The organism is Streptomyces varsoviensis (genome assembly GCF_000718635.1).
In the GTDB taxonomy this organism is placed as follows: Bacteria; Actinomycetota; Actinomycetes; order Streptomycetales; family Streptomycetaceae; genus Streptomyces; species Streptomyces varsoviensis.
Map to the genome: position 1 here is coordinate 47,358 of NZ_JOBF01000022.1, position 11,717 is coordinate 59,074.

Consider the following 11,717-nt stretch of genomic DNA (forward strand, 5'->3'; position numbering starts at 1 on the left):
CAGGGGTCTCAACTGGCAAGGGCGTCACAGGAATTGGTCATTGCGTAACCGGCGGTCCATCTGCGGGCCATCCGCGGCTTCGATATCCCCTCCCCGGCGGCGACGGCCGCCCGAAAAGGCCGTGGGCTTTACGCGCATTGCGCGGCGAAACGGGAACGGGGTTTGTTTCCGGGAGGCGGTCGGCAGATGCGTGCGAACGGAACTCCGGGTTACCGTACAGGCGCGGCCGTCCACCGAGCTCGTGGATGGTGAACGGCTGCTTGCGCAGCGTGATCCGAACGGGGGAAAGTTGTCTTTTGATGACGAGTGGGCGCAGCTCAAGGCCAATGCTCAGGCGGAGCAGGCCACGGGTACGCGGCTCAATGGCACCGGCGGCGGTTCCGGAGGAAAGGGAAAGCTGCATGTGACGCCGTCCCTTCTGCGGGGCCGGGCGAACAAGGCCGAGAACGAGGCGTCGAAGGAGTTCAAGGACGCGCACAAGGACGTACTGGCCAAGACAGCGGAGATCCCCGGTTCGATGAAGGGGTTCTCTTCGGCCGGTGCCTTCTCGGATTTCGTGGACTCCTGGGAAAAGGGCGCGAAGTACGTGGCCGGGCAGATCGGGAAAGAGGGACTGGGCGGCGCATTGCGGTCGGCCGCGGATTCCTTCGAGACCGAGGACCACGAGCGGAAGCGAAGTTTCGAGAAGAAGTACACATACAAGCCCGGCGACGTCATCTGAGGGGGGCGGCATGTCAGTGAGCTACACGGACCTGAAGTCCGTGAACCTGGAGAAGTTCGCCTCGGCCGTCGACGCCTGGTCGCACCTGCCCAAGCGCGTCCAGAAGGCCGCGAAGACCTTCGACACCGAGGTGGCGAAGGGGCTGCAGAACTCCGACTGGGAAGGCGACACGGCGCAGGCCGCCTTCACCACCATCCGCGGGCTGGGATACCAGCTCGACAACGCGGAGAACGAGGCCGTCAGCGTCCATGAATTCCTCGACAACTGCCTCAAGTCGTTCCGCGCGGCGAAGAAGGCGCTGACCGACATCGCGGAGGAGCTGGCGGGGCACGAACACCTTTCGATCAGGCCGAGCGACGGCTCCGTCTACGTGGACGCCGCCAAGGTGGAACCGGACGACCTGGCCGAACTGAAGACGGCGTACGAGCCCACCATCAAGTCCTACAAGGACCGCACCCGCCAAGCCCTCGACGACGCCGCCGAGACCGACTCCACCCTGCGGTGGTCGCTCCAGGAGATGAAGCACAGCTACGACATCGGGTTCCTCCCGACGGCCCCGGTCAGCCTCGCCGACGCGCGCGGCATGCGGAAGGAACGCGCGCACCAGAGCGACAAGAAGATCTCGCTCAAGGAGCTGTCCGACAAAGAGATCCAGACCAAGATGGACCACGCGGCGGACGGCAAGTTCGGGAATTCCACCATCAAGCCGGTGGCCGAATTCCTCAGCTACCGCGCCTGGCTCAACAGCGCCGACAGCGTCCAGAAGGGCGACTGGGCCAGCGCCAAGTCGTATTTCATCGACGGCACCCCCGCCTACGCGGCCGGCATGGAGGCCTCCCTCATGGAAACCTCCGGCGGCGGCGGCCGCCACCGCAAGCCGACCCTCATGAACAAGGCGGGCTCCTTCGGCGGCAAGGTCTTCGGCGTCCCCGCCGGCATCGTCGCCACCGGCCTGGACTTCTACTACACCCCGGCCATGCACGCCTCCGAACGCCCCGACGCCAAAATCATGGCCCCCAAGGACCCCGGCCGAGTCCACTGGAAGTGAGGCGCCCGCACATGACACACCGAGGCGCACCGAACCAGGGCCCCCTGCGGGCCCTGCTGGGCCATCACAGAACCCTCGTCGCCGGCGTGATCGGAGCGCTCGCCGGCGCCACGGGCACCGTCAGCGCCGTTTCCGGCGACGCCGGTGTACTGGAGATCCTGGCGTTCGCGGGAATCGGCGTTCTGGGCCTGCTCCTCGCCATCGCCTACGTGCTCGCCTACGCCCAACGCCCCCGCTGACGCCCCGCCCGCCGCCCGCCCGACTCACGCGTCGGGCGGGCAGGTGCTTTTTCTGTGGCCGTCAGGGCGCTTCAGGCGCATCCTGTGAAGGGCGCGGAGTGGGCGCGCGTCGGTTCTGGGCGGCGAGGAGGAACGCATGGAGAGCGCGCCGAGCAGGACGGCGATGTTCGCGGCCGTGTCACGTGGATTGTTTCGCCTGGAGACGGCGTCGCCGTGGGTACTGGACGATGTGCTGGCCCTGGTGCTCGTCGGCCCGGTATGGCAGGAGCTGCGAGACCGGTTCGATCCGCTGTTCCCCGCCCCGGTCCGTCGCGAGTCCCGCGCGGCTGTCTGCACCCGCAGCCGGTACGCCGAGGACCGGCTGGCTGCCGGCGCCTTCACGCAGTACGTGATTCTCGGCGCGGGGCTCGACTCGTTCGCGTGGCGGCAGCCGGATCTGCTCGGCTCACTGACGGTGTTCGAGGTTGATCACCCCGCTTCCCAGACGTGGAAGCTCCAGCGGGTCAGGGCGCTCGGCCTGCCGCTCAGCGACGCGCAGGTATTCGTGCCGGTCGATTTCGAGGCCGAGCGGGTTCAGGATGGTCTGGGCGCGGCCGGATTCGACTGGGCGCGGCCGGCGATGTTCTGCTGGACGGGTGTCGCTCCCTATCTGACGGCGCGGGCGATCGAGTCGACGTTGCGCACGATCGCGGCGGCCGCTCCCGGGTCCGAGGTGGTGTTCTCCTACCGGGCCGAGGACGGTGTGCTGGACAACGTGGGGACGGAATTCGCCCGGATCTACACGCCGATCGCGGCTTCCGCCGGCGAGCCTCTTCAGCCCGGCTGGCCGGCGACCGAGATCGAGAGGCTGATCGGCCGGTGCGGGCTGAAGGTCGTGGACCATCCCGCACATGCGGACCTACAGCAGCGGTACTTCGCCGACCGTACCGATGGGCTGCGCCCCTATACCTTCGAGACCCTGGTGGCCGCGCGGGTCACCTGAGCGGAGGCAGTCACGTTCGGGGCGACCGGACTCCCATATACAGTCTCCGCGCCGACTACTGAGCCCCGACGCACCAACCCCGAAGCCTCCGCCTTCGCGTTCGGCCAGAGCCGATGAGCGCTCGGCGCGGCCAGACACGGCTGTCCCTCAGCCCCTTATCCCCAGCTCGAACCAGGTCGCCTTTCCCCTGCCCGGACCGTGGTTGCACACGCCCCACGCGTCCGCACCCCGCGAGATGAGCATCATCCCGCGCCCGCGCTCGGTCTCGGCCGACGGCAACTGACACACAGGCAGCCCCGGCGCTTCATCGTGCACGAGGACGCGGAGACGGTGCGGGTTGTTCCACTCCGCGAAGAGCGTCACGGGGATGGTGCAGCGATTGGCCAGACAGGCATTGACGGAGTTGGTGACGGCCTCGGACGTGAGCAGCAGCGCGGCATCCGCGAGATCGGTCCTACGGGCCGCCGCGAGCAGCGACCGTACGGCCTCGCGCGCCGCGCGCACCCAGACGGGGTCGGGCGGAAAGACCAGCGAGACGAGCGGCGAGCCGGGGGAGCAGGGTGGCTGGGGCGAGGGGTGTGGGTACATGGCGCGACCTCCGTTGGGCGCCGGGCCCGCGATGCGCTTTGCGGTGGCGTCGCCCTCCCCAACTTCGTTTGAGGACAGCGCACTTCCGGCGTCGCGCCTGGCGGGCGGGTCGCCTCCGACGGTAGGGAAAGGTTTTCCTATGCCGCAACTTTTCGAGGGGACATTCCCTCGTACGAGGGGCGAGGGCCTCTGCGAATGGACCGTGCAGAACAGGGTCGGCAAACTGCGTGAAGACACGAGGAGGGGCAGATGGCACCCAGGAGCCAACCCACGGAACGGCAACGCCGGCTCGGGGCAGAGCTGCGCAGGCTGCGGAACCGTGCGGGGCTGTCCGGGGACCAGGCCGCCGCGATCCTGGACGCCGACCGCGCCCGTATCAGCAACATCGAGGCCGGGCGGATCGACGTCTCGCGCAACCGGCTGTACAAGCTGCTGCGTGAGTACGGGTGTCCTCCCGGGGCGCTCTTCGACGGGCTCATGGAGATGGCTCAGGAGTTGGGCAAGGGCTGGTGGGACTCGTACCGCGATGTCCTGGCGCCGACCGGGGTCGATCTCGCCGAGCTGGAGTCGCGGTCCAGGGCCCTTCGGACGCACGAGCCGCTCTTCGTGCCGGGGATGCTTCAGACGGAGGACTACGCGCGAGCGGTGATCTCGGTTTCTGAGTCCGACCCGCAACGGGTCGACCGGTTTGTGGCGTTCAGAATGGCGCGCCAGCGTGTGCTGGAGGGTGAGTCGCCCGTGTCCTACCGCGCGGTCATCCACGAAGGCGCGTTGCACGCGCACATCGGGGGGCCGAAGACGATGCGTCGGCAGTTGCTTCGGCTCATCGAGGCGTCGCGATTGCCGAACGTAACCGTGCAGGTTTTCCCGTTCGAGGCGGGAGCGTACTCGGCGTACAGCCGGTCCTTCGCCATCTTCGGCGGCGGTACCCCCGAACTCAACACGGTCTACCTGGAACACCCGCAGAACTCGGTATTCCTGAGGGATGGAGAGGCCATCCATGAGTACGCCAAGATGTTCGAGAAGCTGTCCGGTCTGGCACTCGGCCCGGTGGACCCGGAGTCGACGCCGGAATCACATGAGTGCCGCGATTCGCTGAGTCTCATCCAGCACGTGATGTACAGCCTGTAGAAGGAGACCGATGTCCGAGCTTGTATGGCGCAAGTCCTCATTCAGCGGTGGAGGAAACGGCGAGTGCGTCGAGGTCGCCGCCGCCCCCGACGGACTGGCGCTCCTGAGGGAGAGTGACCAACCCGGTGTCGTCCTCGCTGTGCCGGTTGCCGGGCTGCGGGGGCTGGTGCGGCGTATCAAGGCCGCGGAGTTCGACCTCGGAAGGGACGAACGGTAAGGGGGCCCGATGCTTGACCTCGCATGGCAGAAGTCCTCGTTCAGCACCGGCGACCACGGCGAGTGCGTTGAGGTCGCCGCCCGCCCCGGCGGCCCGATGCTCCTGCGGGAGAGCGGCCGCCCCGGCGATGTCGTGAGCACCGGCCCGGCAGCGATGCGGATGCTGATGGCGCGAGTCAAGGCAGGAGTCTTCGGCGGAGGCCGGGTGGGCTGATGGGGCGTTGAGTTCGTTGCCTGGGAGGCAATGTGAGGGGGAGGAGGCCGCCAGTTGGCGGCCTCTTTTTGTGGGGGAGGCAACCTTCGGCGGGTGACTCGTCACACACGCGAATCATTGGAACCAATGGCGGCGCGCGCGGCATCTTTGGGAGCAGTAATCGGGGAGCCGTACCGCGTTCAGTCCTGCCGTACTGAGACGCACAGAGGGAGTGGGACGTTCTCATGGCACGACTGACCGCCGGCCGGCGGCGTGTTGCGATGGCTGTTGCCGCGGCTGTGGTCGCTACCGCGGGGATCACCGGGACGGTGGCCGCGGTCACCCATGGCTTCGGGGGTGGTCAGGGGCAGCAGCAGGTGCGGCAGGAGGAGCCGGCGGCCAAGCCCACGCCGCGCAAGGAGATACCGCTCGGGATTGTGCACGCCACCGAGAGTGGCGGCAAGGCCGTCAACATCACCATCGATGACGGGCCCGACCCCGTCTGGACGCCCAAGGTGCTCGACCTGCTCAAGCAGTACGACGTGAAGGCCACGTTCTGCATGATCGGGCCGCAGGCCAAGGAACACCCCGAACTGGTCAAGAAGGTCGTGGCCGCCGGGCACCGGCTCTGTGACCACACCATCGACCACGACGTCACCATGGACCACAAGTCCGTCGACTTCCAGAAGCAGCAGATCCTCGACGCCCAGCAGATGATCGAGGGCGCGGCGGGCGGCGCCAAGGTGCAGTACTACCGGGCGCCCGGCGGCGCCTTCACCCCGGACAGCCGCAAGATCGCGGCAGCACACGGCATGCGCCCCCTCGGCTGGAACATCGACACCAAGGACTTCGAGCGCCCCGGCGTCCAGGGCATCATCAACACCGTCAAGCAGGAGCTGTCGAACGGGCCGACCATCCTCTTCCACGACGGGGGCGGCGAGCGCAGTGAGACCGTGGCCGCGCTCGGGCAGTTGCTGCCGTGGCTCAAGGAGCAGGGGTACGGGTTCAGTTTCCCCCAGATTTACTAAGATCTGATCATGGAGACCCCCCGCATCCGGCCGTGCTCGGCCGATGACCTGCCTGTTCTTCAGGACATCGAACGGGCCGGCGGGCTCGCCTTCCATGGTGTCGGGATGCCCGAGATCGCCGATGACGCGCCGCCCTCGCTTGACGACCTCGCCCGTTATCAGGAGGACGGGCGGGCCTGGGTCGCGCTCGACGCCGACGATCGGCCCCGCGCCTATCTCCTCGTCGATCTCGTCGATGGTGCCGCCCACATCGAGCAGGTGACGGTCCATCCGGACCTCGCCCGGCGTGGGGTCGGGCGGGCCCTTATCGAGCACGTCGCCGAGTGGGCCGCCGGGCGTGGGCTGCGCGCCCTGACCCTGACCACCTTCTCCGACGTGCCCTGGAACGCGCCGTACTACGCGAGGTGTGGTTTCCGGGCTCTCACCGACGACGAGCTGACGCCTGGCCTGCGCGCGATCCGGCGCCACGAGGCCGAGCTCGGGCTCGACCGGTGGCCCCGGATCTGCATGCGGCGCGAGCTGTAGGCCGCGCCGACCGTTGCCCCGAGGCCCAGCGACCCGCTTACCGCGCCGCCGCCCCCGACCTCGCCAGCCAGCGGCCCTCGTGCCGCGTCACCTCGATCGCCCGTCCGAAGCACCCCGTCATCCGCTCCCCCGTCAGCACCTGCTCCACCGGGCCCCGCGCCTGCACACGGCCCTCGCGGAGCAGCAGGGCGTGGCCGATGCTCGGGGAGAGTTCTTCCAGGTGGTGGGTGACCGTGACCGTCGCCAGGTCGGGGCGGTTCGCGGCCAGGCGGTGCATGGTGTCGATGAGGTCTTCGCGGGACGGCAGGTCGAGGGCGTTGAAGGGCTCGTCCAGGAGGAGCAGGGCCGGGTCGGCCATCAGGGCGCGGGCGATGAGGAGGCGGGCGCGCTGGCCGCCGGAGCAGACGCCGTACGGGCGGTCGGCCAGGTCCTTGCAGTCCAGCTCGGCCAGCAGTTCGTGGGCGCGCTCGCGCACCGCGGCGTCGTACTTCCCCCACAGCGGCTGCACGGTCCCTGTCGCTCCCGTCAGCACCACGGTGTGGCCGGTGGCGTCCAGCGGGACCTTCTGGGCGGAGGAGACCAGGCCGATCAGGGCCCGCAGCTCGCGCATGTCGACGCGGCCGAGGCGGTGGCCCAGCACCTCCACGGAACCCGTCGTGGGGTGCATGGTCGCGCCGATGAGCTTGAGGATCGTCGTCTTCCCGGCCCCGTTCGCGCCGAGGAGCGCCCAGTGCTCACCGGAACGTACGGTCCAGTCGATCTCGTCGAGGATGATCTGGCCCGTGGTGAGGCGGCGGACGCCCACTCCGTCGAGGGCCGCCACTACCCGGCCGGTCCGCTCGGCCTGGTTTCCACTCGTATCCGGCGCACTCATCGCACTGCCTCCTCGCGCCCTACACTGCCGTGCCACCGGAGGCTAGCTGCACAGTGCACCTTTTCGCCGGGCTGTCCGCCACGTGGACCCGGCCCCTGGAGTCTCGGCCACATGGACCCGGCCCCCGGAGCCTCAGCCACGTGGACCCGGCCCCCCTCGGAGTCTCAGCGCTTCAGCGCCGCCCGCATCACCGACCTCGCGATCGGCGCCGCGTTCCCGCCCCCGCTGATGTCGGCCCGGTTCGCGGCCGCGTCCTCGACCACCACCGCCACGGCCACCGCCGGGCCGTCCCCGTCGGCCTTGGCCCAGGAGATGAACCAGGCGTACGGGGTGCCCTTGTTGTCGACGCCGTGCTGAGCGGTGCCGGTCTTGCCGCCGACGGTCACGCCGTCGATGGCGGCGTTGGTGCCGGTGCCCTTGGTGACGACGTTCACCATCAGCTTCTGGAGGGTTTCCGCGGTGCCGGTGCTCATCGCGCGGTGCAGGGTGCTGGGGCGGGTGGTGGAGACGGTGTCGCCGTCGGCGGCGGTGATCTTGTCCACCAGGTACGGCTTGCGCACCTCGCCGCCCGAGGCGACCGCCGCCGCGACCATGGCCATCTGGAGCGGGGTCGCGGTGGTGTCGTACTGGCCGATGGCGGAGAGCGCGACCTGCGAGTCGTTCATCTCGCTGTCGAAGTTGCTGCGCACGACGGCCGACGGGATGCGCAGGCGGCCGTCGTTGAAGCCGAAGTTCCGGGCGGTCTCGACCATGCCGTCCAGGCCGACGTCCACGCCGAGGCGGGCGAAGACGGTGTTGCAGGAGACCTCGAAGGCGTGGGTCAGCGTCGCGTTCTCGCACCCCTCCGCCTCGTTCGTGAGCTTGGTGGCGGTGCCGGGGAGGGTGTACGGGCTCGGGGTGCCCGTCGTCGCGTCCGGGTCGTCGACGGCCCCGTGTTCCAGGGCCGCGGCGGCGGTGACGACCTTGAAGGTGGAGCCGGGCGGATAGACCTGCTTGAGGGCGCGGTTCAGCATCGGCTGGGCGTCGGCGGCGTTCAGCCGCGACCAGTCGCGGGTGGCCGCCGAGCCGGTGCCGGAGATTCCGTTCGGGTCGTACGAGGGGGTGGAGGCGAGCGCCAGCACCTTGCCGGTGTCCGGCTCGACGGCGGCGACCGCGCCCCGCTTGCCGCCGAGCCCGTCGAACGCCGCCCGCTGGGCGGCGGCGTCGATGGTGGTGTGCACGTCGCCGCCGTCCTGCTGCCCGCGTGTGACCTCGTGCCAGAACGGGACCGGCGCGAGGCGGGGGTCGGTGCCGGAGAGCACGTCGTCCTCGGCGTTCTCGATGAGCGAGGTGCCGTACGTCTGCGAGGCGTACCCGGTGACCGGCGCGTACAACGGGCCCTGGCGGTACGTGCGTTCGTAGCGGAGCTGCTGGCCGCTGTCCTTGGAGCCGGTCACCGGCCGCCCGCCGACGAGGATGTCGCCGCGCGGCTGGCCGTAACGGGCGATGGTCTGGCGGCGGTTGGCCTGGTTCTTGTCGTAGTCGTCGGCCTTGAAGACCTGGACGCGGCCGGCGTTCAGGAGCAGCGCCACCAGCAGGAGCAGGCAGAAGGCCGCCGCGTGCCGGATATAGCGGATCACCGTTCGTCCTCCTCGGGGCCGGGCCCAGGACCAGGCTCGGCACCTGGGCCGGGCCCAGGACCAGGCTCGGGACCAGGGCCGGGCCCAGGACCGGGACCAGGACCGGGCGGGTCGTACGGGTCGTCCATGCCGTTCAGTTCGCTCAGCGGCCCCGTGCCGGGCGGGGCCGCCGCGATGACGCCCGTCGCCGCCGCCGTCGGTTGCGGTCTGCGGGCGCTGTCGCTCATCTTCATCAGCAGCGCGATGATGATCCAGTTGGTGACGACGGACGAGCCGCCCTGCGCGAGGAACGGCATCGCCATCCCCGTGAGCGGGATCAGGTCCATCACGCCGCCCGCGATCACGAAGACCTGGAGCGCGATGATGGAGGCCAGGCCGATGGCGAGCAGCCGGCCGAAGGGGTCGCGCAGCGCCAGCCCGGCCCGGTAGCCGCGGGCGACGAGGAACGCGTACAGCAGGAAGACGACGGTCAGCCCCGTGAGCCCCAACTCCTCGCCGACCGTGGCCAGGACGAAGTCCGACTTCATCGCGAAGCCGATCAGATACGAGTGGCCCAGGCCCAGGCCCGTACCGAGGATGCCGCCCGCGGCGAAGGCGAAGAGCGACTGGGCGAGCTGCGAGGCGCCCTGGCCGGCCTCGATGGTGGCGAAGGGGTGCAGCCAGTCCTCGACGCGGCTGTGCACATGGGGCTCCAGGGAGCCGACGGCCACCGCGCCGACCGCGCAGAGCAGCAGGCCGACCGCGATCCAGCCGGTGCGGCCGGTGGCCACGTACAGCATCACGACGAAGAGGCCGAAGAAGAGCAGCGAGGTGCCCAGGTCCCGCTCCAGCACCAGCACGCCGACGCTGACCAGCCAGATCGCGACGACGGGGCCGAGCACCCGGCCGGTGGGCAGTTGCAGGCGGTGGATCTTGCGGCCGGTGTAGGCGAGGGCGTGCCGGTTGGCGGCGAGGTAGGCGGCGAAGAACACCGCGAGCAGGATCTTGGCGAACTCGCCGGGCTGGATGGAGAACGCGCCTATCCGGATCCAGATCTTCGCGCCGTTGATGGCCGGGAAGCCGATCGGCACGACCATCAGGACGAGCGCGGCGACGACGCAGATATAGGCGTAGCGCTGGAGCAGCCGGTGGTCGCGGAGGAAGAGGACGACCGCGATGAACAGGGCGACGCCCAGCGTGGACCAGACGAGCTGGGTGGGCGCGGCCCGGTTCTCGGGGGTCTGGAGGTCGAGCCGGTAGATGAGGACCAGGCCGATGCCGTTGAGCAGGACGGCGATGGGCAGCAGCAGCGGATCGGCGTACGGGGCGCGGAAGCGGACCACGAGATGCGCGAGGAGGGCGAGGACGCCGAGCCCCGCGCCGTAGCTCGCGGCGTCCTTGGGGACGGTGTTCTCGGCCGCCAGCCCTACGGCGATGTAGCCGTAGACCGAGATCAGCACGGCCCCGATGAGGAGGCCCAGTTCGGTGCCCCGGCGTTTGGGGAGCCGGAGCAGGGGAGGGGGAGCGTCGGCCGGCGTTGCGCTCATGGGTCGCAACCTAGCAAGGTATGCGACTTATGTCCCTTATGGATGTTGCTAATCTGCCCGCATGTTTCCTAGCCGGCCGGACTGAGGCTGGGGGCGCCGTCCCCCTCGTCCCCCGCGCCCCCTCCCGCCAGCCCCACCGCCACCGCCCGGTTGAACGCCCGTACCCGCTCCGTCTCCGCGTGGCGCGGCCACACCACGCACAGCCGCGACGGCGGCAGCCCCGCGACCGGCACGAAGACGATGTCGCGCCGCCCGTAGTACGCCGCCGTCGGCGCGCAGAAGACCATCGCGCCGCGCTCCGCCGCGACCGCCAGCAGCGCCTCCTGGTTCGTACGGACCAGCGGGCCGCGCGGGATCGGGCGGCCGCCCGGCGTGGCCGGGGGCGCCATGAACGCGAGCCAGTACCCGGGCGCGGGGCCGGCGACCCCGATCAGCGGGCCGTCCGCCAGCTCCTCCGCGCCGATGGACGCCCGGCGCGCGAACGGGTGGCGTACGGACACGGCCAGCGTCTGCGGCTGCGCGGGGAACACCGCGCCCACCACCAGATCCGGCTCCGCCACCGGCATCAGCACGATCGCCGCGTCCACCTCGCCGCGCCGCACCGCCCCGAACGGATCGCCCAGGGCCACCTCCACGATCTCCACCTCGCAGTCGGGATGCAGCGCGCGGAACGCCCGTACGGCCTCGGTGACCTGCTCGTCCACGTTGCCCTGGAATCCGACGCGCACCACGCCCGCGAGGCCCCGGGCGGCGGCGCGGGCGCCCTCGACGGCGCGGTGCAGCGTGTCGTACGCCGGGCGCAGCTCCGCCAGGAAGCGGGCGCCGAGCGGGGTCAGCGCCACCCGGCGGCTGGTGCGGTCCAGCAGCCGCGCCCCGATCCGGCCCTCCAGCGACCGCAGGAGCTGGCTCACCCGGCCCTGGGACACGTACAGCCGCTCCGCCGCGCGCCCGAAGTGCAGTTCCTCGCTCAGCGCGAGGAAGCACTCCAGCTCCCGCATCTCCAGTCCGCCCATGACCCGCCGCCCCG

Annotated in this window: 14 protein-coding genes; 9 read left to right on the forward strand and 5 right to left on the reverse strand. The window is 70.1% G+C overall.

Annotated features, from left to right (window positions below; genetic code table 11):
• Positions 1-190: 190 nt before the first annotated feature.
• The 4 genes from IF55_RS39540 to IF55_RS26980 all read left to right on the forward strand — a co-directional run bounded on the left by IF55_RS39540 (position 191) and on the right by IF55_RS26980 (position 2,990).
• Positions 191-721, forward strand: a complete 531-nt coding sequence (locus IF55_RS39540) for a hypothetical protein (RefSeq protein WP_157854302.1) — start codon at positions 191-193, stop codon at positions 719-721.
• A gap of 10 nt (positions 722-731) precedes the next feature.
• The gene (locus tag IF55_RS26970) at positions 732-1,769 is read left to right on the forward strand and encodes a hypothetical protein (RefSeq protein ID WP_030878931.1); all 1,038 of its coding nucleotides are present in this window, start codon (positions 732-734) and stop codon (positions 1,767-1,769) included.
• An 11-nt stretch (positions 1,770-1,780) separates the two neighbouring features.
• A complete protein-coding gene (locus IF55_RS26975; RefSeq protein ID WP_030878934.1) occupies positions 1,781-2,008 on the forward strand; it encodes a hypothetical protein in 228 nt (75 codons plus the stop codon).
• 136 nt (positions 2,009-2,144) lie between these two features.
• Positions 2,145-2,990, forward strand: a complete 846-nt coding sequence (locus IF55_RS26980) for a class I SAM-dependent methyltransferase (RefSeq protein WP_030878936.1) — start codon at positions 2,145-2,147, stop codon at positions 2,988-2,990.
• A gap of 147 nt (positions 2,991-3,137) precedes the next feature.
• On the opposite strand, the gene IF55_RS26985 is transcribed toward IF55_RS26980, so the two are convergent.
• The gene (locus tag IF55_RS26985; RefSeq protein ID WP_048832518.1) at positions 3,138-3,578 is read right to left on the reverse strand and encodes an ATP-binding protein; all 441 of its coding nucleotides are present in this window, start codon (positions 3,576-3,578) and stop codon (positions 3,138-3,140) included.
• A 249-nt stretch (positions 3,579-3,827) separates the two neighbouring features.
• Here IF55_RS26985 and IF55_RS26990 point away from each other — a divergent pair, with 249 nt between their 5' ends.
• The 5 genes from IF55_RS26990 to IF55_RS27010 all read left to right on the forward strand — a co-directional run bounded on the left by IF55_RS26990 (position 3,828) and on the right by IF55_RS27010 (position 6,671).
• Positions 3,828-4,709 (forward strand): helix-turn-helix domain-containing protein, encoded by an 882-nt coding sequence (locus IF55_RS26990; RefSeq protein ID WP_030878942.1) that lies wholly within the window; start codon positions 3,828-3,830, stop codon positions 4,707-4,709.
• A 10-nt stretch (positions 4,710-4,719) separates the two neighbouring features.
• Positions 4,720-4,926 carry a DUF397 domain-containing protein gene (locus IF55_RS26995; protein WP_030878945.1) on the forward strand — a complete coding sequence of 69 codons (207 nt, stop codon included), beginning with the start codon at positions 4,720-4,722 and terminating at the stop codon, positions 4,924-4,926.
• Between the two features lie 9 nt (positions 4,927-4,935).
• Positions 4,936-5,139: a DUF397 domain-containing protein gene (locus IF55_RS27000; protein ID WP_030878948.1), complete on the forward strand. Its 204-nt coding sequence runs from the start codon at positions 4,936-4,938 to the stop codon at positions 5,137-5,139.
• A gap of 260 nt (positions 5,140-5,399) precedes the next feature.
• A complete protein-coding gene (locus IF55_RS27005; RefSeq protein ID WP_106980486.1) occupies positions 5,400-6,146 on the forward strand; it encodes a polysaccharide deacetylase family protein in 747 nt (248 codons plus the stop codon).
• A gap of 9 nt (positions 6,147-6,155) precedes the next feature.
• Positions 6,156-6,671: a GNAT family N-acetyltransferase gene (locus IF55_RS27010; RefSeq protein WP_030878954.1), complete on the forward strand. Its 516-nt coding sequence runs from the start codon at positions 6,156-6,158 to the stop codon at positions 6,669-6,671.
• 37 nt (positions 6,672-6,708) lie between these two features.
• Here the strand turns inward: IF55_RS27010 and IF55_RS27015 are convergent, their stop codons facing one another.
• The 4 genes from IF55_RS27015 to IF55_RS27030 all read right to left on the reverse strand — a co-directional run bounded on the left by IF55_RS27015 (position 6,709) and on the right by IF55_RS27030 (position 11,703).
• Complete coding sequence (locus IF55_RS27015; protein ID WP_030878956.1) at positions 6,709-7,545, reverse strand: ABC transporter ATP-binding protein; 837 nt, start codon at positions 7,543-7,545, stop codon at positions 6,709-6,711.
• A 164-nt stretch (positions 7,546-7,709) separates the two neighbouring features.
• Positions 7,710-9,164: a penicillin-binding transpeptidase domain-containing protein gene (locus IF55_RS27020; RefSeq protein ID WP_030878958.1), complete on the reverse strand. Its 1,455-nt coding sequence runs from the start codon at positions 9,162-9,164 to the stop codon at positions 7,710-7,712.
• Positions 9,161-10,690, reverse strand: a complete 1,530-nt coding sequence (locus tag IF55_RS27025; RefSeq protein WP_078645276.1) for an FtsW/RodA/SpoVE family cell cycle protein — start codon at positions 10,688-10,690, stop codon at positions 9,161-9,163. Before IF55_RS27025 ends, IF55_RS27020 begins: the two co-directional genes overlap by 4 nt.
• A gap of 68 nt (positions 10,691-10,758) precedes the next feature.
• On the reverse strand, positions 10,759-11,703 hold the full coding sequence (locus tag IF55_RS27030; RefSeq protein ID WP_048832569.1) for a LysR family transcriptional regulator: 945 nt from the start codon (positions 11,701-11,703) through the stop codon (positions 10,759-10,761).
• Between the last annotated feature and the right edge of the window lie 14 nt (positions 11,704-11,717).